Source organism: Bacillus sp. FSL K6-0073 (assembly GCF_038006085.1).
GTDB classification, from domain to species: domain Bacteria; phylum Bacillota; class Bacilli; order Bacillales; family Bacillaceae_G; genus Bacillus_A; species Bacillus_A cereus.
The window spans coordinates 430,335-452,221 of the sequence record NZ_JBBOUN010000001.1 but is presented as its reverse complement, the minus strand read 5'-3'; the positions used below and the strand labels follow the sequence as shown (position 1 = coordinate 452,221).

Sequence of the window (21,887 nt, the reverse complement as noted above, 5' to 3'; positions counted from 1 at the left end):
CTGCTGCCACTTCCTCTACCGTTATGAATGTAAATTCTCCCCCTCTACTATTTGTAGAAAATCTACATTAACTCTTTTCTGCTTTGACAAATACACCACCTTTTTCTATATATAGTTTTTTTTGCATAAAACTCTTTTTCCTAAGAAATATTACAAAGGGATGTATTGATGGAATATTAATTTCTTAGGAGGAAAACCATGACGAAAATCTTCATTTTAGCATCAACACTCTCTTTATCTTTTTTTAGCGGTTTAAATATCGGTAATGCTGCAACTGAAAACTTCCAACCATTAACAAACGCTATTGTACAAAATAGCGATCATTTTGCAGAAGGAAACTCAAAGGATAATAATAAACCTCCAGGAAATAACGGTTCTCAGGACGATAGTGGTTCTGGTGACAATGGTTCCGGCGGTAACGGTTCTGGTGGCAGTGGCTCTGGTGGCAATGGTTCCGGCGGTAACGGTTCTGATGGCAGTGGTTCCGGCGGTAATGGTTCTGGTGGCAGTGGTTCTGATGGCAATGGTTCCGGCGGTAATGGTTCTGGTGGTAGCAGCTCTGACGACAATGGTTCCGGCGGTAACGGTTCTGGTGGCAGTGGCTCTGACGGCAATGGTTCCGGCGGTAACGGTTCTGGTGGCAGTGGCTCTGACGGCAATGGTTCCGGCGGTAACGGTTCTGGTGGCAGTGGCTCTGGTGGCAGTGGCTCTGGTGGCAGTGGCTCTGGTGGCAATGGTTTCGGCGGTAACGGTTCTAGCGGTAACGGTTCTGGTGGCAATGACTCTGGTGGCAGCGGTTCCGGTGGCAGTGGTTCTGGCGGTAACGGTTCTGGTAGCAACGGCTCTGGTGGCAGCGGTTCTGGTGGCAGCGGTTCTGGTAGCAACGGCTCTGGTGGTAACGGTTCTGGTGGCAGTGGCTCACACGGTGGGAATGGCTCTCAAGGTAGCAATCGCGTTAAAGGTGATAGCAGTTCTCAAGGGGGGAATGGCTCTCAAGGTGGCAAGCGTGTTAAAGGCGATAGCAATTCTCAGGGGGGGAACGTAAAAGATAATACGAAAAAACAAGGTGATAAATTACCGAATACAGCAACACATTATCCTGCATCTATTTTAATGGGTCTTTCAACATTCCTAATTGGTATGTTACTGTTTATTCGTCGTAAAAACGTAAAATAAGAGCAACATACTTCCATCTAAAGAATACATGAAATACTGTATAAAACTAAAAAGGACTTTGGATTGCACTTTATTATGCAGCCCAAAGTCCTTTTTATCACCTATCAGAAAAAGTATTAATACGCTTTTCCCCAATACACCATTTGTTTAGCTTCTTTACCACAACAAATACATTCTTCAGCTAAATGCTCTTGCTCAAAAGGCATACAGCGAGAAGATACTCCAACTTCTTCTTTTAGTTTCTCTTCACAAGCTAATTCCCCGCACCACATCGCTTTAATAAATCCTTGCTTTTCGTCAGCTATTTTTTTCATCTCTTCGAAATTTGTCGCAACATACGTATTCTCATCGCGAAATGCTTTTGCTTTATTAAATAAAGCAATATGAATTTCTTCAAGTAATGCTGGAATACGTTCTTCTAATTGATCCATTGGTACAAACTCTTTTTCCTTCGTATCTCTTCTTACAAGTACAACTTGATTCTTTTCAATATCTTTAGGGCCAACTTCTAATCGAATTGGAATCCCCTTCATTTCATACTCATTAAATTTCCAGCCTGGTGTTTTATTACTAGCATCTATTTTTACTCGTGCAACCTTTTGAATATGTGCTTGTAACTCTATTGCTTTTGCTAAAACTCCTTCTTTATGCTGAGCAATCGGTACAATAACAACTTGCACTGGAGCGACTTTTGGTGGCATTACAAGTCCATTATTATCACTATGAACCATTATTAGCCCGCCTATCATTCTTGTTGATACACCCCAAGATGTTTGGTGCACATATTGCCACTTACCGTTACGATCTAAAAACTTAATATCAAATGCTTCTGAGAAATTCGTGCCAAAGTTATGAGAGGTTCCTGTTTGAAGTGCTTTTCCATCATGCATTAAACTTTCAATTGTATAAGTTGCCTTTGCTCCAGCAAACTTCTCTTTTTCTGTTTTTTGTCCTTTAATAACTGGTATTGCTAAATAATCCTCACAGAAAGAAGCATATAAGTTTAAAATATTTAATGTTTCAGCCTGCGATTCTTCTGCCGTTTCATGGATTGTATGACCCTCTTGCCATAAAAATTCAGTCGTACGAAGGAACGGCCTAGTTGTCTTCTCCCAACGAACTACTGAACACCACTGATTATATAACTTTGGCAAATCATTATAGGATTGCACAATTTTTGAAAAATGCTCACAGAATAAAGTTTCAGATGTAGGACGTACACAAAGTCTTTCCGCTAACTTTTCATCTCCACCATGCGTAACCCATGCTACTTCAGGAGCAAATCCTTCAACATGATCCTTCTCTTTTTGCAATAAACTCTCTGGGATAAACATTGGCATATATACATTTTCATGGCCAGTTTCTTTTAACTTCTCATCCATCACCTTCTGCATATTCTCCCATAAGGCATAACCATACGGACGTAAAATCATGCACCCTTTTACACTTGAATAATCAACAAGTTCGGCTTTTTTTACAATATCGGTATACCACTGTGCAAAGTCCTCTTCCATCTTCGTAATGGCTTGCACTTGTTCTTTTGCCATAGTCAGTCTTCCTCCTTCTAGAAAATACAAAAAAGCCCGCGTCCCTAAATAGGGACCGAGCTTTGCCGGCGTTACCACCCTGATTCATGCACAAAAATTGCGCATGCTCTCTTTTTGATAACGGGAAATTCCCGCTGCATATGCAGAACTCAAAGGCAGGTTCCATATTGCCTTTTTAAGAATCTTTCAGCCTGGCGGATTCTCTCTCTGCTAAAAAGGTTGAACATGTACTAGTCCTTTTTCATCGTTATAACGAAATAAATTTGTTGATTATCATAATACAAATTCTTTTTTAAAACAATAGCTAATTTTCTTATTATTATATATTCTTTTCATTTTTTGCAGTTTTATACGTAGCTTTTCCGCGTAATTTTCACAAGTTGATGTGCAATCATACCGATAAGTGTACCAAGTAGGACGAAGAAACCAATAAATCCATATCCCATTCCTTCCCACCCACCAATAACCATCATTGTAACGGGAAAGGACGCTAAGCAAAGAAGTATTAAACTAAGTGCAAATATAATATCGAACTGTTTGTCTGGAAACCGTTTCTTTAGTAAATATGAAATAGCAAATACAAGGATAATCGTGATTCCACCAATGATGTAAAAGATACCAAATCCATCTAACCAATCCATAGTGTTTCCTCCTTCCATAGATTCCCTTATACTTAATTATATGTTTAATTTTTCTGAAAATAAATAATAAATTTTCACCTAAAAATATATTTTTATTACTAGGTATTAATAGTAATATATAAGAATAGGTTTTATATAATCAGGAGGGAACTTTATGGGTAAAGCATTAACAAACCATGTCATTATTTTATCATTCGACTGTTTATCAGCTTTAGATTTTCCTATACTACAAAAACTACCTCATTTCCAATCTCTAATAAAAAAGGGCACGGTTGTCGAAAAAGTAGAACCAATTTATCCTTCTGTAACATATCCAAGCCACTCAACAATCGTAACCGGTAATTACCCTAACAAGCACGGTGTTGTTAGCAATACGTTACTTCAACCAGGGCGTGAATCACCTGATTGGCATTGGTACCGAAAATCAATAAAAGGAACAACATTGTATGATGAAGCGCGCAAAGCAAATTTAACGACAGCCGCCCTTCTATGGCCTGTTACTGGAAGAGCGAACATCGATTAAAATTTACCAGAAATTTTCCCCAATAGACCTTGGCAAAATCAAGTGTTAGTTTCCTTATTTAGCGGTAGCCCAATAGACCTTGGCAAAATCAAGTGTTAGTTTCCTTATTTAGCGGTAGCCCACTATACCAATTAGATTTAAATCGTCGTTTCGGCCATATAAGAAATGGTTTATCACAACCAGAGCTGGATGATTTCGTCCTCGCCTCTGCTGTGCATACAATCCAGACGAAAAAGCCTAATGTCATGTTTGTACATTTCACCGATCTAGACACCCAAAGACACTATCACGGCTTTAAATCTAACGAAACAATAGCTGCTATCCAGAGACATGACGAACGTCTAGGGAAAATTATTCAAGCACTAAAAGAAAGTGACCTATACGAAGAAAGTACAATTATTGCCCTTGGTGATCATAGCGCTTTAAGTGAAAACAAATCCATCCAATTAAATGTGCTATTCCATCAAAGAGGACTTATATCTCTTAATAAAAAAGGAAAATTAGTAGACTGGAAAGCCTATTGCCAAAGTTGCGACGGCTCTGCCTATGTATATGTAAAGGACAAAAATGATACGGATACAATTCGGGAGGTACAACTACTCCTTGAAGACCTACTTCAAAATAAACAAAACGGAATTGAATTTATACTTCATGATGAAGCTGCGAAAGACTGCGGTGCAGACGGTAATTGTTTATTCATGTTAGAAGCACGAGAAGGGTATTATTTCACTGAAAACTATACAGGAGATTTCATAAAAGAAATTACCGAAAAAGATGTTACGCCTAGTAAAAAATATACATTTGGTACGCATGGATACTCTCCAACAAAACCTAACTATGAAACAATTTTTATCGCTGCCGGAAAAGGCATAAAAAGTGGTGTGACAATCCCATATATGAGACTTATTGATGAAGGTCCAACTATCGCTAGACTACTAGGTTTACACTTAGGTGAAACAGACGGAGCAATTGTAGAGGATTTACTCCAATTGTAAAGAACTGTGTATATATGTAAAAGTTATGTAAAATTCATCACTGTTTCTCTTTTTATAATTTTTATTTTTGTACACTGTTAGTAAAACAAATTTAAGGGGGAACATTATATGAAAAAAATGTCCAGACAAGAAAAAAGCTGGATATTATACGATTGGGCGAACTCTGTATACTCGCTCGTCATTACAACTGCATTATTTCCAATTTACTTTAAAGCAGCTTCAAAAGAAGCTGGACTATCTGGGGCAACTTCAACAGCATATTGGGGATATGCAAACTCATTCGCAACACTTTTAATTTCTATACTTGCCCCTATTCTCGGCACAGTTGCTGATTATAAAGGATTTAAAAAACGATTTTTCACATTCTTCTTTGGACTTGGTATCGTATTTACAAGTATGTTAGCAATTGTTCCAACCTCTCAGTGGTACTTATTGCTAGCGTGCTATATGCTCGCCTTAATCGGCTTTGCTGGAGCAAACATTTTCTATGATGCATTTTTAGTGGACGTCACTTCTGAAGATAGAATGGACCGAATTTCTACAAGAGGATTTGCATTAGGTTATATCGGGAGTACAATTCCTTTTATCGGTTGTATCGCTCTTATTATTCTTTCTCAAAAAGGAACTATTCCCTTATCGGTCGGCATTGCTAGTCAAATTTCCTTTGCGATAACAGCTCTTTGGTGGGGGTTATTTACAATTCCAATGCTAAAAAACGTAGAGCAAACACACTATATTGAGCGTCATCCAAGACCTATTAGAATGAGCTTCAAACGTCTTGCTGATACTTTTAAAAATATTAAAGAATATAAAACTGTATTTATGTTTCTAATCGCTTACTTTTTCTATATTGACGGAGTCGATACAATTATTACTATGTCTACCGCTTACGGAACCGATCTCGGTATTAGTGCAACGAATCTATTAATCATATTATTTGTAACACAAATTGTCGCTTGTCCATTTGCTTTACTATACGGAAAATTATCTGAAACATTTACTGGCAAAAAAATGTTATATGTCGGTATCATTATTTATATCATTATTTGCACATATGCTTATTTCTTAAAAACGACACTTGATTTTTGGATTTTAGCAATGCTAGTTGCTACATCTCAAGGTGGTATTCAAGCACTAAGTCGTTCATACTTTGCAAAACTAGTACCAAAAGAATCTGCTAATGAATTCTTCGGATTTTATAATATATTTGGTAAGTTCGCCGCAATTATGGGTCCGGTATTAGTCGGTGTTACAACGCAATTAACAGGAAAAACAAACGCTGGTGTTCTTAGTATTATTGTTCTGTTTATTATCGGAGGATTCTTACTAACTAGAGTTCCAGAAAATAATACATCCGTTACACCACCTAGTCCAAAGACTAAAACGCTATAAGAAAAGATCCTCTTCTCATAAGAAGAGGATCTTTTTTATTTTTAAAGGTGCGCCTTATAACGAACGACTCTACTGCTTGTACAAAAATAATTTATCAACAGTTGTCCCTAATACTTCAGCTAAACGGAATGCTAACGCTAAACTTGGATCATATTTATTATTCTCAATTGCATTTATCGTTTGTCTAGAAACCTTACATTTATCAGCTAATGCGCCTTGTGAAATATTATTTTCAGTGCGTAATTCATGGATTTGATTTTTCACACCATTGCTCCTAATCTGTAAAATTATTTTTACAACATCAGTATATAATTGGCTCATATAGTTGTCAAAAGTTCCTCAAAGAAAAAGAGAGCAATTTTGCTCCCTTACAATAGTTATTTCGAAACTAACGAATTTGTTAGTGCCTCTTTATTAGCAACATCTTCTTTTTTTATTTGCATGCGTACAACTGGCCCTATCGCTAATAAAATAAGTGCCATTGCTATACAAAACACAGTAACTAGTGAAGTTAGTTCCTTTAATCCTCCAGCTAGTGAAGTTCCAATTAGCATTGCCCCCATAAACAGTGGTAAAATCGTCCCATTTACTCTTCCAACCATATTTTCTGGTACAAGTTGAATCATAAGTGTACCGATAACGATATTAACACAAGCTAAACAAATACCTGTTCCAAATCTCATGAAACTAGTAATCCAAAATGATGTAGATAGCCCTTCTACTAAAAATGACATCGCTAATATACCCATACCAAATACAAACATCTTTTTCGGATTCACTTTTGAAGCGAAAACTGCAGCAACAATACCACCGAGTAACATACCTATTCCGTCAGCTGCCGCTAAATATTGAACAGCTTCTTTTTCCATGCCTAAACGTTCAATTACAAGGAATACTTCTAATGGATTCGTTAATCCAACAGCTAAACCCATAATTGTAAAAGTGATCGTAATCATACGTAAATTTTTCGTATGAAGAACATACTTCCAACCTTCTTTTATATCATTTTTTAATGAGTCTCTCGCCACCTGCTCTTTTTCAACCCATTTTGGTAAGAATGAAAGGGCGATAGCTGATAACAAAAATAAAATGATTAAGCTATATAGTGACATAAATAAACCAAGTTGTGTATACACAAGCGATCCTACCACTGGTCCAAAAATCAGAAATAATGACTGTAATGTTTGGTTAAATGCAATCGCATTTGCTACCTCTTCTTCTTTTACATAGCGCTTAAATATACGCGAAGATGAGGGCTGAGAAAACTGACCTACAATCGCGGAAATGAGTGTTGCAAAAAATATAGCCTGCCAATAATCCATTTTTAACAACAAGACAATTCCTATAATAGACAGTACACTTAATACATCTCCAGCGACCATTGTTCTTTTCGGATTCCAGCGATCAGCTAGCGCACCACCGATAAACGAGAAAATAAAAATAGGTGCATATTCCATAACTGATAACAACGAAACAGAAACTGGATCATTATTCGTTCGCTCCATTATAAAATACAAAAGAGCCATATTTCTGATCCAAATTGCAAATTGTTGTAAAATATCAGACGCCATAACGAGCATAAATGCTCGGTTTTTAAATAAAGCGTTCATTTTCATTCCCCTTTCACAAACCGACCGTTCGGTCTAATTTATTTTGTAAGAAAAGCAACTGACCTATTATTCAGCTGCCATTCCTTTTAACAATACATCTATTGCCTTTTTATAAATACGTTTCAGCTCTTTATAATCTAATTCGTAGTAAAGCACTCCAAGTCCTGATAATAATCCGTTTACAATATACATAAGATCACGAGTATTATCTTCACGGAACTCTCCAGACTGTATACCTACTTCAATTAATTTCTCAAACATAACATATGATTCTCTAGTTAAAGCTAACAGTTCATCCAGAATCTCTTTACTTACAACTTGGCTCATAGAGAATTCCTCTATTGCATTTGAAATTGGTTGCTGTATGTCCTCTACATGATATTCTGCGAGACCATATAGTTTTTCAGTACTAGTGCTATACAACTTCTCTTTTTCATTCCATTTTTCAATCCAATCATACGTATGCTGTTTCACTACAAATAAAAATAATTCTTCTTTACTTTTAAAGTGATAATAAATACTTCCTTTACTTCGCTCTGTAATTTCACAAATCTCTTCCATAGATGTAGCTGCGTAGCCCTTCTGTGAAAATAGACTTTCTGCTTTATATGCAATTTCTTTCTTTATCTCTTCTGCGCTTCTTCTCATATTCACACCTCTTTAAACCGACCGTTCAGTCTAATAATAACAAATCAAAAACCTCTATCGCAAGAGGCTATATTCCTTATTTAAGAAAACGTACTTTCAAACCAAGTTCGAATCATATGTATGGTTCCAAATTTAAATGCTAATTTAACAAGAAATACGCCTCCCGCAGCTAATAAAAATAACACTACTTTCCCCTTATTTTTCACTTTCGGTTCCCTTTTCATTTCCATTCCCCTTAGTATGTTAAAAATATTAAACAAACGTTTGTTTAACTGTGTTTATGCATATGTAAGCCGACTAATCAAACGTTTGTTTAAAAAGAAATACGCCTAATATAAGGCGCATTTTTATCAATCACCACCGCCACCGCAGCTTCCTCCGCTATCTCCACCAAAAGATCCTCCACAATCATGTGAGCCGCCATCATGCGAGCTATCATTATCAGATCCAGCAAAGAAAAATAATGGTGATGAGCTGTTAGATGAATTATGAATGTTATTTTGTTTTGTAAGATTTACCTTCTTCTTGTTCGATCGAACTGCTGTTACGATTGTTCCAACTACAACAAATAATAGTATGACAATAATAAATTCCATTTAAAAGCCTCCCTTATTCCTCGAATAATTGAATGGTTCTCTCTAGATTTTCAAGTGAAATGAAGCGTGATTCACGAAGAATTTCTTTTCCATTATGAAATAATAAAATTGTTGGCCCTGTAAATACTCCATATCGCCCCGCAATCTCTTGCATGTCTTGTAGTAATATCTCTATTTTCTCTACGTAATCATAATTCTCTAATACGCAATTTACTTTTCTTAGCATAACATCACAAACACCACAATTTTCCGTTTTAATAAACAGAAGTACCAATTGTTGTTCTTCGATATAGGTCGCTAATTCTTCTATCGTTTTAAATGTATTCATCTTATCCCTCTTAACGTAATTTACGAAATACTTTGTCTTGATACATACGAAAAGCTGAACTATCTTTAATCTTTCTCTTTTCCATTACCTGCTGAAAACGCAGAGTTTTTGCTGTTAACTCTTCTCGTAATTTCTTTCTCTCTTCTTCATCATAACAGCAAGCAATTAGATCTTCTATTTTTAATATATCTTTTTGTAGTTCCATTTCTGGTGGAATCATTCCCGCATTTTTTAAAATTTTATAACTCATTCTAAGTTCTGGAGGTACCATTGAAAGATCTTCTAATTGTAGTGGTTTTCCTTTTCCCGGAATATAATCAAGATCACCATTCCGTATTGCTTGTCGAATTTTCTCTTCAGCAATGTTCAAAAACACATCCACACTATTCCCTCCTTTACATATTTTTACTATTATTTTACATGATATTTCCTTATCTTTCTACGTCTTTAATAATTGGCTCCATACAATTTTTTCTCAAATTTATTTATAATGAGCTTTTTCCTCCCATACCGATTTTTCGTTTTCATATATAGTTTGTATTCAAGCCTTTTTGTATTGAGAAAGTCTTTTTCAACTTAATAAAGCGTTTACACTAAATCTTACATTTGTTACGATTTAATCACCCCAGCTCCCTTGTATAGACTTCGTGATGTCTGATCATTTTATCTAGACGTTTCACACGTCTAGATTCATTTTGATTTATTGGCGTATGCCTTTAAATATATCTTTTATTTTGAAAGGAGAAATGGCTATGAGGTCTCAAAAATTCACACTGCTATTACTATCCCTACTACTTTTCTTACCTCTTTTTCTCACAAATTTTATTACTCCAAATCTCGCATTAGCAGATTCACCAAAGCAAAGTCAAAAAATTGTTGGGTACTTTCCTTCGTGGGGCGTTTACGGACGTAATTATCAAGTTGCTGACATTGATGCATCAAAACTTACTCACCTTAACTATGCTTTCGCGGATATTTGTTGGAATGGAAAACATGGAAACCCTTCTACTCATCCTGATAATCCAAATAAACAAACGTGGAACTGTAAAGAATCTGGTGTACCATTGCAAAATAAAGAGGTTCCTAATGGTACTCTCGTACTCGGGGAACCATGGGCTGATGTTACCAAATCGTATCCTGGCTCAGGGACAACTTGGGAAGATTGCGATAAATATGCCCGTTGCGGAAATTTCGGTGAACTAAAACGATTAAAAGCTAAATATCCTCACTTAAAAACAATTATTTCCGTTGGTGGCTGGACTTGGTCTAACCGCTTTTCTGATATGGCCGCTGATGAAAAAACAAGAAAAGTATTTGCTGACTCTACAGTAGCTTTTCTTCGCGCATATGGGTTTGATGGCGTAGATTTAGACTGGGAATATCCGGGCGTTGAAACGATTCCTGGTGGTAGTTACCGTCCTGAAGATAAGCAAAATTTCACTCTCCTTCTTCAAGACGTCCGAAATGCTTTGAATAAAGCAGGTGCTGAAGATGGCAAACAATATTTACTAACAATCGCTTCAGGCGCAAGCCAACGCTACGCTGATCATACAGAGCTAAAGAAAATTTCTCAAATACTCGATTGGATTAATATTATGACATATGATTTCCACGGCGGATGGGAAGCTACTTCTAATCATAATGCAGCTCTATATAAGGATCCAAATGACCCAGCAGCAAATACGAATTTTTACGTAGATGGTGCTATAAATGTTTATACAAATGAAGGTGTTCCAGTCGATAAACTAGTATTAGGCGTACCCTTTTACGGACGTGGCTGGAAAAGTTGTGGCAAAGAAAATAACGGACAATATCAACCTTGCAAACCAGGTAGTGATGGGAAACTTGCTTCTAAAGGTACTTGGGATGATTATTCTACCGGTGACACGGGTGTGTATGATTACGGTGATTTAGCAGCCAATTACGTTAATAAAAATGGTTTTGTACGCTACTGGAATGACACAGCTAAAGTACCTTATTTATATAATGCAACTACAGGCACATTTATTAGCTACGATGACAATGAATCTATGAAATACAAAACAGACTATATAAAGACGAAAGGTTTAAGTGGAGCAATGTTTTGGGAACTAAGCGGAGATTGCCGCACAAGTCCAAAATATAGTTGTAGTGGTCCAAAATTACTTGATACGCTAGTAAAAGAATTACTTGGTGGACCTATTAGTCAAAAAGATACTGAGCCACCAACGAATGTTAAAAACATTGTAGTTACGAATAAAAATTCAAACTCAGTTCAATTAAACTGGACTGCATCTACTGATAACGTAGGAGTTACGGAATATGAAATTACTGCTGGAGAAGAGAAATGGAGTACAACAACAAATAGCATTACAATTAAAAACTTAAAACCTAATACGGAATACACATTTTCAGTAATTGCCAAAGATGCTGCTGGAAATAAATCACAACCTACCGCTTTTACTGTCAAAACAGATGAAGCTAATACAACACCTCCTGATGGAAATGGTACTGCTACATTTTCAGTCACTTCGAATTGGGGCAGTGGTTATAACTTCTCGATTATAATTAAAAATAATGGAACGACTCCTATTAAAAATTGGAAATTAGAATTTGATTATAGCGGCAATTTAACACAAGTTTGGGATTCTAAAATTAGTAGTAAAACAAATAATCATTATGTAATTACGAACGCAGGATGGAATGGTGAAATTCCTCCTGGTGGATCTATTACAATTGGCGGTGCAGGAACAGGTAATCCTGCCGAACTTTTAAATGCCGTCATTAGCGAAAACTAGACGTAATATCCATTAATTACTTCACTAAAGTTTGAATTTAGGTTTGAGTAATACCTCCTAAATTCAAACTTTTAATTTTACGGAAAATCAAATTATAATAATAACTTATTATAATTATATTAAGTTTATTACATTCATTTTATAATATGAAGTTTATATGAAGTTCATTTGAATTTTACATGAATTCCCTTTAATTTCTATTGTCTTCCTATAATATCCATATTATTCTTTACATATAGGAATTATTTTCATTCCACTTTGAACTATCTATATATATAAAGAAAGATAGTCACCTGTTAGGGAAAGGCTTTCGTATTATTATAAATATAACAAAAGAAAAAGCACGCTTATAAGCGCACCATAAGAGTGCTTCTTCATACAATTCTCATGTAAGAGTTCTCGAAAATCATGTTAATCACAAAGAAAAGGCATTAGCTCATAAAAGCTAATGCCTTTTCTTTATTCATATTGTTGAGTATTCCATTCTTCTATATTTCATACTTTTGTTATCCACGATTCATAGAAAGAAGGTTCATGTGAGACAATTAAAACCGTTCCTTTGTATTGTTGTAACGCTTCCTGTAAATCCATCTTAGTTTCTACATCCAAATGATTGGTCCGTTCGTCTAAAATTAAAACATCAGCTTTTTCTATTTTTTCATATAAGGAGCTAACACACTTAAAATCTCTTCTTTATCCTTTTTTAATTCGAGTGATGTTAACATATCCATCGTTCTCGGTCTAGGTAATTTCACTTGTACCTCACCAACTATTGACGCTGGTCTTTGAGATAAAATAAATACGCGATCTGAAAGCAAGATTGCCTCATCTAAGTCATGTGTAACCATAATGATTGTTTGCTTCTCTTGATGCCAAGAGTTTAAAAGCCAGCTATGTACTTCCATTTTTGTAAATGCATCTAACTTTCCAAAAGGCTCATCAAGCAGCATAATTGGCTTTTCACATAAATATGTGCGCAGAAAACTAATTCTTTGACGCATACCACCAGACAATTCATCTGGATAATGGTCTGCATATTCATCTAGTTCGAACTGCTTTAATGCTTCCATTCCTTCTGTCAGCCTTTGCTTTTTCGGCTTTCCTTCAATTTCTAACGGAAGAACGATATTTTGCAAAGCTGATCGCCACGGTAGTAATAAATCTTGTTGTGGCATATAACTAACAACATCTTGCTCTTGTACTTGCTTATCTTTATACGTTACGTTCCCGCTTGTTGGTTTTTCAGCATTTGCAATCATGTTTAATAATGTGCTTTTCCCGCAACCACTCGGTCCTACAAAGGAAACAAACTCTCCCTCTTGTATAGAGGCACTAATATTCTCTAATACATTCTTTCCGTCGAAAGATTTCACTATATTTTTTATTTGTAATCCGCTCATTTTTCACTTGGAAGGAATTCATTTGTAAAAGCATCTTTTACATCGATTTTCTTTTTAATAACTTTGTTGTCATATAAGAAATTCATGTAATTCGTCCAAATTTCTTCCTTCTGTACTCCCCATGCTTTAGCATCATCTTGATACTTCGTACTTAACCATTTTTGGCTTTCTTGAACTAAATCTTTATTCACATCTGGAACAGCTTTAATTAAAATATCAGCAGCCTCTTTCGGTTCCTTAATTGCAAAATTATAACCTTCTGTCGTTGCACTCATAAACTTTTTCACAAAGTCTTTATCTTGCTTCGTATGTTTTTCACTCGTAATAATAACAGGACTATAGAAATCAAGCGCTGGATCTAAGTCCTTCACCATAATCGTATTTAACTCTTTTCCTTGACGCTTCGCTTCAATACCATCCCATCCGTAATAAATCCATTCAAAGTCTGCATCACGGCCAATTGATTTAAAGAAATCGGTTTGTCCTAAGATGATTTTTTCAACTTTATTAAAATCAGCTTGATGTTTATCCATAATCGTCTTTAATGTCGCTTCTTCTGCTGGTCCTCCCCAGCCGCCGTAACGTTTACCTTCAAAATCTTTCGGGGACGTCATATTGTCTTTCTTAAGCGATGCAAACGCTGAAGTGTTATGCTGAATAATCGCTCCTACAGATACAACAGGAATTCCTTCTACACGAGCTAACGTTACATTTTCTTGTGCGCTTATTGCGAAGTCTGCTTTTCCTGATGCTATCATTTGCTCTGCTGTTACATTGTCACCTGGTTGAATAATTTCTACATCTAATCCTTGCTTTTTGTAATAATCTTTCGTTTGCGCTACATACAAGCCAGTATGATTCGTATTTGGAAACCAATCTAATACTACTTTTACTTTTTGATCTTTACTTGCACTTTCTTCTTTCTTCGCCGGATTACATCCAGCCACACCTACCGCTACTAAGGCAGCTAACATAACTTTCAAACCTTTTTTCATTTTCTGCCGTCCTTTCTATATATCCATGGTGCTGTTATTCTTGCCATAAACTCTACGATAAAATACAGGAATAATGTCACTATAACGATGATTGCTGCAACACCAAATACTCGGGCAGTCAAAAAGGATTTTGTAGCCCTCGTAAGCATAACGCCTAATCCTTCACTTGCACCGAGCCATTCTCCGATAATTGCCCCCATTACGCTATATGTAACTGCAATTTTTAAACCTGAGAAAAAGTATGGAAGCACTGCTGGAAATTTTACTTTCTGGTAAACTTGCCATTTTGTCGCCTTCATTGTTTGTAACAGTTTCAGCATGTTTTTATCTACTGTTTGAAAACCTTCTAAAATACTAAGCGCAATTGGGAAGAAACAAACGAGTATTACGACCATTACTTTCGGTAACATCCCATATCCAAACCAAATAATAAATAGCGGTGCAAGTACAACAATTGGAATTGTTTGCGAAATAACGAGCAATGGATTTATTAAAATACGAAATAACGGTATAACGTCCATAATAATTGCGATGCTCGTCCCCAATAAAATTGCAAAGAATAGTCCAATTATAACTTCCTGCAGTGTTTGCATCGTATTTGGTAATAGTAAATCTTTCATCCCAATTAATTCTTGAACAATGGCAGAAGGCTTTGGTAAAATCCACGGTTCGATTTTAAATAATGAAACAGATCCTTCCCATATCGCAATGAGAAGGATAAGCCAAATAGTTGTAATAAGTTTAGATTGCTTCTGGTTTTGCATATTCATCACGGTACTTCCAAACCTTTTCATCTATCGTTACACCAGTGCTTGGACGATAATGGATTTTAATAGAAGTAATCACTTCTTCTGCTCCAGCGTCGACGCAAGCTTGTTGCGCACGTTTAACGACATCAAGAAGTACATCTAATTCTCCTTCCAAAGTTGTTTCCATTGCCCCTACTTCATAACGAACTCCCGATTGTTGCACAACTTCAATTGCTTTATCGACAACAGAATATACATCTTTCGTTTTCGCTTGTGGTACTACTGAAAATGACATTGTAACTTGTTGTGACATAATAAAATCCCCCTTATAAAATTAAATTTCAAAAATAAGAAAAGGCTTTCCTACTGCGTAGGAAAGCCTTGTATGCAAGTTATTACAGAATAACATATGCTACATCACTTTAAGTAACTCCCTACGCTGGCATTATCCAGATCAGGTTGAGGGTCGATGTTTACTTACATCCTCTCAGCCAATTGGCTCCCCGGTCCTTAATTCGTTTTCATTGTAGCATGATTTATTTTATTGAACAAACAAAAGCATGCATAATCATTTCATTATTTTTGGAAAATAACCAACTTTTTCACCATGAGCTAATAACTGCTGAATAAATTCTTTATTAATTGCTGGTACTATCAATTCTTTTTTCTTAATCCATTCATTCGTTCTACGCGTACCCATTACAATTTCAGATTGCTGCGCTCCATCTCCTGCAACTTGAGAAGCAATTAACTCTGCTATTACTTCATTTCCCTTCGCTAATGCAAGTCCGGTATTTACATATTCTGAAAGTGGAACCATTTCAAGATTGTATCCACACTCTCCAATTAGCTGTATAAATTGTTCAAACTCAATTTGATGTGGATGACAAATATGTAACGTCTCTCCTACAATTTGCGCATCTTGTAAATACGATACAATTGATTTACTAGCAAAATCAATTGGTGTGAAATCAACTTTCCACTTCACATTTGGTGCTTTCCCAATTAATAGCATTGTTTTAATAAGACGATAAAATGCGTTTCCTTCAATATTTTGTTGGAACGAACCTGTTTCTGAATGACATGCTAAATTACCTGCACGATAAATATTTCCGCGCAAACCATTTTTCATTGCTTCACGAACAATGTTTTCCGCTTGTAGTTTACTATTTGAATATACATTCTCTAAGTCTACACTGTAATTAAAATCACCAGTTTTCATGTATGTATCCCATTGATCTACCGCTAATTCTAACGGGATACCAATTGTAGAAATAAAATGGAATGTAGCACCTTTCTCCGCTAATGCTAGCATACGGCTAGTTCCTTGGACATTTATATTTTCAAATTGTTTTACATCTCCAAAATGTCTTACATCTGCACCGCAATGAATTATCGTATCCATCTTAGAACTGATGAACATAAATTCTTCTTCGCTCATCCCAAGATACTCTTCTCCCAGATCACCAGCTACGGCCTGTATACGCTGTAACCATTCTTCACATATATCATTAAAGTAGCCTGTTAATGTATCTATAATTCTTTGCTGCACATCTTTCGTTGGTCTTACTAAACAATAAATAGTAGCAGATGTATCTCTCAACAATTCATATAATATGTGTGATCCTAAATAACCAGTAGCTCCTGTTAAAAAGACATTTGAAATCTGGGTTTCTTCCAAAACGTTTGCATACGTGATAGTATCTGGTTCGTGAATCACTTTATATTCACGAAATACTTCTTCTTTCTCTACTTTTACTTCTCGCTCAATTCGAGCTAATCCATATATCGTTCTTTCTTTAAAGAAATCTTGAATTGTTAAATGTGAGAAATCTTCTTTTAACAATGTTAAAACTCGTAATACTTTTAATGAATGTCCACCAATTGTAAAGAAATCATCATGTACTCCAACTTTTGAAATTCCTAATACTTCTGCCCAAGCGTTCGCTATTTGTTTTTCTGCTTTATTAGAAGGTGCAACATATTCTTGTAGACGAACCGGTTCATACTTTTCTTCTAACTGAGCTAACTTCTTAACATCAATCTTTTTATTAGGTGTAAGTGGTAATTCATTAATATAAATTAGTTTAGATGGCACCATATAATCTGGTAATTGCTCTTGTAACTGATAAACTAATTCTGGTATTTCTTTTTTATTTAAAGTTGTATAGAACGCGATTAAATATTGGCTACCTTCCTTACTCTTCTTAGCAAAAACAGCATTTTCTTTTATATTATGATTATGAGAAATTTTACTTTGGATTTCTCCTAGTTCAATACGATGTCCTCTAATTTTTACTTGATCATCTTTCCGATGTAAAAACTCTATATTTCCATCCTCTAGCAACTTAACGATATCACCTGTTTTATATATATTAACTATAGGATTAAAAGGGTTCGGAATAAAAGCTTCAATTGTTTTATTAGGCTTATTAAAATACCCTTTTGCTAATCCCACTGAATCTATATATAATTCACCAGGTACACCAATTGGACAAAGATTCATATTCTCATCCAAAATCATAACTTGATAATTAGCACATGGTTTACCAATGGGAATACTCGCAACATCCTCATTTAACTGACTAGGTATTTTATAGGTTGTCGTCACTACAGTACATTCTGTCGGTCCGTATACATTATAAATTTCAACATTTGTACCTATTCTTTCTCTCCACAATTTAATAACCTCTACAGGCAACATTTCACCGCCAATCGCAATTCTTTTTAGGGAAGCTAGCTTATATATATCTTCTCCTGCTAAATAAGTTGCTACTTGTCGAACAAAAATTGTTGCTAATGCCAAGATTGAAGTTGCTTTCACTTTATAGATTGCATTTGCAAATGCTTCTACAGACAATCGCTCTTCCTCTAGTAATACATACAAGTTTCCTCCGCAGAATAAAGAAGCAAATGACTCCCATACAGAGGCATCGAAACTAAAGGAAGGAAATTGGGCAAATACATCCTCTTCTGTCAATTCATATTGCTTTTTCATCCAAGTATACAGATTAACAACGCCTCTATGTGCTAACATCGTTCCCTTTGGATTCCCTGTTGAACCAGATGTATAAATCATATAAGCTACATCATCACAATGAATAGACAACTTTACATCTGTATCTTCATAAGTTTCACTATCATACATTGAAACTGTTTGAACCCCATCACATGTTATAGGCGTCTCTTTCATCAATATAACTTTCGCTTGGCTATCTTGAATAATGTACTGTATTCTACTTTCGGGATAATCTGGATCAATCGGAACATACGCTGCACCAGCTTTTAATATAGCTACCATACTTACTACTGTGTCTATGCTACGTTTCATAAATATTCCAACATAGTCTCCTAATTGGACGCCGTTTTTAATTAACATATGAGCTATTTGATTACTTTTTTTATTTAGCTCCTCATAAGTTAAAGTACCTTCCCTTGAAGATAAAGCTATACGATTTGGAAATTGAGTAACAGTATTATAGAACATATCGACGATACTTTTCTCAGGATATACTGCTGTCGTATCATTCACTTGACTATAAAGTGCCATCTCGGCCTCTGTAATAATATTAAAACGTTTTATATACTTATTAGTATTTCGTGATATATCAATTAAAACACCTTGTATTTGTTGTGCATAACGAGTAATCGTTGTCTCTTTCCAATTAACACTATTAAATATTATTTCTACACTTTTCATATTTTTACTAAATACAAATTGTAATGTATTCATGTCTTGTAGCTCATAATATGTTTCACCAATAATAATAGGTGACATTTCATATAATGTATTACCGTTTTGAAACTCTTCTATTTCTTCCTCATTCATTTCTTTAATTTGCTCCAGTTGCTCTTCAATTTGTAAATTTAAACTTTCATAGGAGAGAAAATTAGAAACTTCAATAGTAATCGGAAATAAACTTCCTCTTACATGATAAAGCACGACAATATGTTTTTCTTTAGAAATATGATATAACCACGTTGTAGTCGCTCCTATTAAATCCACAATGTGAGTCAAATTTGAAAACAGTTCCGTTTTCCTTTTTATCCTAAGTTCCGTTCCTTGCACATCTTTAGGTATTTTAATACTTCCTTCTACTTTTCCTAAAAATTCTTTTACCATCTCACTATAAGAAATTGCTAATTTCATATTTATGTAAATTCCTCTCTTAAATATAATAAAGGTGTGAAAATTCACACCTTTTTCATCCCTTATTAAAGGGCAGATTAGTTCAATTCATAATCAAGGGAGGATTCCCTTGATTAGAATTGAACTTTCTCCTTATTCGCTTTTAAACTCACCAATAAGCTCTTGTAATTCCTGAGAAAGCCAACTTAAAGAAGTCGCTAATTCTGCAATATCTTGTACTGATATTTCTTGCTCTTTCATGCTTTCTTCAACATTACTACTGCTGTTGGCATAAGTATTTGCAATATGTGATAATTCATTTACGACTTGAACAATATTCTGGCTATTTTGTAAAATGTCACTCGAATTACCAGAAACAGCTTTTACTTGATCTGTAACAGATTGCGCTGATTTTGAGATTTTTTCAAAGAAATCTCCACTACTTTGAACAAGCGAAATTCCAGTTTCTACTTCTCTTGAACCTTTTTGCATGGAAACTACAGCATCTTCTGTCTCAGCTTGTGTTTCACCAATTAATTTCGCTATATCTTTTGCAGACGCTTCCGTTTGTTCTGCTAATTTTCGTACTTCATCAGCAACAACTGCAAACCCTCTTCCAGCTGCTCCAGCACGTGAAGCCTCAATAGAAGCATTTAAAGCTAATAAATTTGTTTGATTTGAAATACCTGTAATTACAGTTACGATATCACTAATTTCTTTTGACCTTGTTTCTAACGAATAAATGATGGAAGATAAATCTTGTACTGCATTTTGGATTAAACTCATTTGATTAATAATTTGTCCAATCACTTCATTACCTTCAATTGAATGTTGTTCCATACCTTCAGAAGCAACCGCAACTTGTTTTGCAGCCCCAGTTATTTCTTCTACCTTATCTTCCATTCCATGTACAATTCCTAAACATTGTTGTACTGAAGTTTTTTGAGACTGTGCCCCTACTCTTAAACCTTCAATAGAATTTGCAATCTCTTGAACTGCCATGCTGTTTTCCTCTGTACTCGCCGACAATTCTTGTGAAGAAGAAGAAACTTGCTCAGCAGTTTGCCTTACTTTATCTATAATCCCTTTAAATTTTTCAATCGTGTTATTGAAATAAACATTAATAATTCCAATATCATCTGGTCTTTCTTTTAATTTAACACTTAAGTCACCTTCACCAATTTTACGTAACCCTTCTCGTAAATCTTTTAATGGAGCTAACGAGTGACGCACGATAAAGAATTGAGTAATAGTCGCAATTGCTAATGAAATAATGATAAAGAGTAAGCCCTGTATCATAAACTTCTCTTTTGTAATAGGAACAATGGAAGCATCTAAGTCAGCCGCAATAATTGCAACAATATTGTTTTCTCCATCTGTAATTGGTTCTAATATTGTCACCCACGAACCTATTTCATCTTCATATACTTCTGTTATTTGGGCCTTTTTCGTATCAATCACTTTATCGTATGCCTTCATCCAATGAGCGGGTTGTTCATAATAATCTCCCGGCTTTATAGGAAACGCATTTGTTAACTCTGTAGTCAAACCAACGAGTTGTAATTCTCGCTTTTCATTCGGCTTTGCTCCTGTAACATACGTTTGTCCAACACTTTTCAATTCTTTTGACACTTCATCTAATTTCTCTGTTAACTTTTCTTTTTTCACTTTTTCGGCTGTAGGATCTTTCGCCATGTCTCTAACTAATTCTACATCCAATTTTTTCAATACTATTTCTCCTGTTTCAATAGACTGCCTTTCAAATAAAGACATCATACTATTTTGAAACATGTTGAAACTTAATGCACCCATACTTCCAACAAGTGTCAAAATAACTAATACGGTTAATAAGACGTTCTTTTGAAGGAACGATAACTTATGCCAATATTTTTTCATTAATATCCACCTTCCTTAATCAACATAAACAAAAAAACAAAATATATGAATATTTTGTTTGAAAATGTTTCTCAATATGTTCGAGAATAAAAAAAAGCCAATGTAAAAGCATTGGCCAAGACCAACCCTATCCGTCCGGTAACTGGCTAGCGTAGCCTTTCGACCTTAGCTCCTGTAGTTTTGCGTCCTCATGTTTCCATCAGTTTGCCTTTCTCGCTGAACGAGTTGAACGATATGGGAGTTCTATGAGAATTAATTTATTCTCTTTCAAAGATTACAACATATAAATCAAAATGTCTACTTATTTAGAGATATAAATACAAATTTTTAATGCATTGCTTTTTCAAAATAATTTCAAAAAGTACGTGAATGTTACTTTTTTTGTGTTATATAATAAAAAATGTATAAATAACAAGGATTTCTTCGGGTATTTATTTAATTTTCATTCAAATTAAACTATTCGAATATATCTTAACTAATGAATT

General features: G+C 35.2%; 18 protein-coding genes, 2 pseudogenes, 2 riboswitches and 1 other annotated feature. Of the genes and pseudogenes, 4 read left to right on the top strand and 16 right to left on the bottom strand.

Translation table 11 applies throughout. The features are described from left to right. Positions 1–198: 198 nt before the first annotated feature. Positions 199–1,176 (top strand): LPXTG cell wall anchor domain-containing protein, encoded by a 978-nt coding sequence (locus tag MHB52_RS02330; RefSeq protein ID WP_340767299.1) that lies wholly within the window; start codon positions 199–201, stop codon positions 1,174–1,176. Positions 1,177–1,292: 116 nt separating this feature from the next. Here MHB52_RS02330 and proS read toward each other — a convergent pair whose 3' ends face one another. Further along, positions 1,293–2,723 carry a proline--tRNA ligase gene (gene proS / locus MHB52_RS02325; RefSeq protein ID WP_001040974.1) on the bottom strand — a complete coding sequence of 477 codons (1,431 nt, stop codon included), beginning with the start codon at positions 2,721–2,723 and terminating at the stop codon, positions 1,293–1,295. 47 nt (positions 2,724–2,770) lie between these two features. Further along, positions 2,771–2,977: a binding site (T-box leader), on the bottom strand. A gap of 93 nt (positions 2,978–3,070) precedes the next feature. Further along, positions 3,071–3,364, bottom strand: coding sequence for a YesK-like family protein (locus MHB52_RS02320; RefSeq protein ID WP_000383853.1), 294 nt, complete (start codon positions 3,362–3,364; stop codon positions 3,071–3,073). A 154-nt stretch (positions 3,365–3,518) separates the two neighbouring features. Here MHB52_RS02320 and MHB52_RS02315 point away from each other — a divergent pair. Together MHB52_RS02315 and MHB52_RS02310 are read left to right on the top strand one after the other, a co-directional pair. After that, a pseudogene (locus tag MHB52_RS02315) lies at positions 3,519–4,882 on the top strand (alkaline phosphatase family protein). Positions 4,883–4,990: 108 nt separating this feature from the next. Then, on the top strand, positions 4,991–6,274 hold the full coding sequence (locus MHB52_RS02310) for an MFS transporter (RefSeq protein WP_016117108.1): 1,284 nt from the start codon (positions 4,991–4,993) through the stop codon (positions 6,272–6,274). A gap of 69 nt (positions 6,275–6,343) precedes the next feature. Here the strand turns inward: MHB52_RS02310 and MHB52_RS02305 are convergent, their stop codons facing one another. The 7 genes from MHB52_RS02305 to MHB52_RS02275 form a co-directional block, all read right to left on the bottom strand. Continuing rightward, a complete protein-coding gene (locus MHB52_RS02305; RefSeq protein WP_080119155.1) occupies positions 6,344–6,595 on the bottom strand; it encodes a helix-turn-helix transcriptional regulator in 252 nt (83 codons plus the stop codon). Positions 6,596–6,651: 56 nt separating this feature from the next. Next, on the bottom strand, positions 6,652–7,884 hold the full coding sequence (locus MHB52_RS02300) for an MFS transporter (RefSeq protein ID WP_016117106.1): 1,233 nt from the start codon (positions 7,882–7,884) through the stop codon (positions 6,652–6,654). A 66-nt stretch (positions 7,885–7,950) separates the two neighbouring features. After that, positions 7,951–8,532 carry a TetR/AcrR family transcriptional regulator gene (locus MHB52_RS02295; RefSeq protein WP_001254434.1) on the bottom strand — a complete coding sequence of 194 codons (582 nt, stop codon included), beginning with the start codon at positions 8,530–8,532 and terminating at the stop codon, positions 7,951–7,953. An 80-nt stretch (positions 8,533–8,612) separates the two neighbouring features. Continuing rightward, a complete protein-coding gene (locus MHB52_RS02290) occupies positions 8,613–8,756 on the bottom strand; it encodes a hypothetical protein (RefSeq protein WP_000817981.1) in 144 nt (47 codons plus the stop codon). A 126-nt stretch (positions 8,757–8,882) separates the two neighbouring features. Further along, complete coding sequence (locus MHB52_RS02285; RefSeq protein ID WP_000394369.1) at positions 8,883–9,128, bottom strand: hypothetical protein; 246 nt, start codon at positions 9,126–9,128, stop codon at positions 8,883–8,885. 13 nt (positions 9,129–9,141) lie between these two features. Next, positions 9,142–9,456: a thioredoxin family protein gene (locus MHB52_RS02280; RefSeq protein WP_001091336.1), complete on the bottom strand. Its 315-nt coding sequence runs from the start codon at positions 9,454–9,456 to the stop codon at positions 9,142–9,144. Positions 9,457–9,466: 10 nt separating this feature from the next. Continuing rightward, complete coding sequence (locus tag MHB52_RS02275) at positions 9,467–9,838, bottom strand: DnaJ family domain-containing protein (RefSeq protein WP_000382367.1); 372 nt, start codon at positions 9,836–9,838, stop codon at positions 9,467–9,469. Positions 9,839–10,208: 370 nt separating this feature from the next. Between MHB52_RS02275 and MHB52_RS02270 the strand changes: the two genes are divergently transcribed. Beyond that, the gene (locus MHB52_RS02270; RefSeq protein WP_016117105.1) at positions 10,209–12,233 is read left to right on the top strand and encodes a glycosyl hydrolase family 18 protein; all 2,025 of its coding nucleotides are present in this window, start codon (positions 10,209–10,211) and stop codon (positions 12,231–12,233) included. 495 nt (positions 12,234–12,728) lie between these two features. On the opposite strand, the pseudogene MHB52_RS36720 reads toward MHB52_RS02270, so the two are convergent. The 7 genes and pseudogenes from MHB52_RS36720 to MHB52_RS02240 all read right to left on the bottom strand — a co-directional run. After that, positions 12,729–12,887, bottom strand: a pseudogene (locus MHB52_RS36720) (ABC transporter ATP-binding protein); the annotation flags it as partial. Further along, positions 12,884–13,633: an ABC transporter ATP-binding protein gene (locus MHB52_RS02265; protein ID WP_016117104.1), complete on the bottom strand. Its 750-nt coding sequence runs from the start codon at positions 13,631–13,633 to the stop codon at positions 12,884–12,886. The gene MHB52_RS02265 and the pseudogene MHB52_RS36720, both read right to left, overlap by 4 nt. Next, complete coding sequence (locus MHB52_RS02260) at positions 13,630–14,628, bottom strand: ABC transporter substrate-binding protein (RefSeq protein ID WP_000715573.1); 999 nt, start codon at positions 14,626–14,628, stop codon at positions 13,630–13,632. Before MHB52_RS02260 ends, MHB52_RS02265 begins: the two co-directional genes overlap by 4 nt. Further along, entirely contained in the window at positions 14,625–15,398 is a 774-nt protein-coding gene (locus tag MHB52_RS02255; protein ID WP_001057165.1) for an ABC transporter permease, read from the bottom strand. The genes MHB52_RS02260 and MHB52_RS02255 overlap by 4 nt, the downstream gene beginning before the upstream one ends. Continuing rightward, positions 15,370–15,690: an MTH1187 family thiamine-binding protein gene (locus tag MHB52_RS02250; protein WP_000082906.1), complete on the bottom strand. Its 321-nt coding sequence runs from the start codon at positions 15,688–15,690 to the stop codon at positions 15,370–15,372. The genes MHB52_RS02255 and MHB52_RS02250 overlap by 29 nt, the downstream gene beginning before the upstream one ends. Before the next feature lie 101 nt (positions 15,691–15,791). After that, positions 15,792–15,893, bottom strand: a riboswitch (TPP riboswitch). A 52-nt stretch (positions 15,894–15,945) separates the two neighbouring features. Beyond that, complete coding sequence (locus MHB52_RS02245) at positions 15,946–19,527, bottom strand: non-ribosomal peptide synthetase family protein (protein ID WP_016117103.1); 3,582 nt, start codon at positions 19,525–19,527, stop codon at positions 15,946–15,948. Between the two features lie 132 nt (positions 19,528–19,659). After that, on the bottom strand, positions 19,660–21,402 hold the full coding sequence (locus MHB52_RS02240) for a methyl-accepting chemotaxis protein (protein ID WP_061662940.1): 1,743 nt from the start codon (positions 21,400–21,402) through the stop codon (positions 19,660–19,662). 134 nt (positions 21,403–21,536) lie between these two features. Further along, a riboswitch (cyclic di-GMP riboswitch) is annotated at positions 21,537–21,621 on the bottom strand. Positions 21,622–21,887: the final 266 nt, after the last annotated feature.

Bases quoted from the DNA above. Each gene is read 5' to 3' on its own strand.
- MHB52_RS02300 (WP_016117106.1), bottom strand. From the start codon at position 7,884: ATGAACGCTTTATTTAAAAACCGAGCATTTATGCTCGTTATGGCGTCT.
- MHB52_RS02250 (WP_000082906.1), bottom strand. From the start codon at position 15,690: ATGTCACAACAAGTTACAATGTCATTTTCAGTAGTACCACAAGCGAAA.
- MHB52_RS02265 (WP_016117104.1), bottom strand. From the start codon at position 13,633: ATGAGCGGATTACAAATAAAAAATATAGTGAAATCTTTCGACGGAAAG.
- proS (WP_001040974.1), bottom strand. From the start codon at position 2,723: ATGGCAAAAGAACAAGTGCAAGCCATTACGAAGATGGAAGAGGACTTT.
- MHB52_RS02290 (WP_000817981.1), bottom strand. From the start codon at position 8,756: ATGAAAAGGGAACCGAAAGTGAAAAATAAGGGGAAAGTAGTGTTATTT.
- MHB52_RS02245 (WP_016117103.1), bottom strand. From the start codon at position 19,527: ATGAAATTAGCAATTTCTTATAGTGAGATGGTAAAAGAATTTTTAGGA.
- MHB52_RS02305 (WP_080119155.1), bottom strand. From the start codon at position 6,595: ATGAGCCAATTATATACTGATGTTGTAAAAATAATTTTACAGATTAGG.
- MHB52_RS02260 (WP_000715573.1), bottom strand. From the start codon at position 14,628: ATGAAAAAAGGTTTGAAAGTTATGTTAGCTGCCTTAGTAGCGGTAGGT.
- MHB52_RS02255 (WP_001057165.1), bottom strand. From the start codon at position 15,398: ATGAATATGCAAAACCAGAAGCAATCTAAACTTATTACAACTATTTGG.
- MHB52_RS02320 (WP_000383853.1), bottom strand. From the start codon at position 3,364: ATGGATTGGTTAGATGGATTTGGTATCTTTTACATCATTGGTGGAATC.
- MHB52_RS02310 (WP_016117108.1), top strand. From the start codon at position 4,991: ATGAAAAAAATGTCCAGACAAGAAAAAAGCTGGATATTATACGATTGG.
- MHB52_RS02270 (WP_016117105.1), top strand. From the start codon at position 10,209: ATGAGGTCTCAAAAATTCACACTGCTATTACTATCCCTACTACTTTTC.
- MHB52_RS02295 (WP_001254434.1), bottom strand. From the start codon at position 8,532: ATGAGAAGAAGCGCAGAAGAGATAAAGAAAGAAATTGCATATAAAGCA.
- MHB52_RS02280 (WP_001091336.1), bottom strand. From the start codon at position 9,456: ATGAATACATTTAAAACGATAGAAGAATTAGCGACCTATATCGAAGAA.
- MHB52_RS02330 (WP_340767299.1), top strand. From the start codon at position 199: ATGACGAAAATCTTCATTTTAGCATCAACACTCTCTTTATCTTTTTTT.
- MHB52_RS02285 (WP_000394369.1), bottom strand. From the start codon at position 9,128: ATGGAATTTATTATTGTCATACTATTATTTGTTGTAGTTGGAACAATC.
- MHB52_RS02240 (WP_061662940.1), bottom strand. From the start codon at position 21,402: ATGAAAAAATATTGGCATAAGTTATCGTTCCTTCAAAAGAACGTCTTA.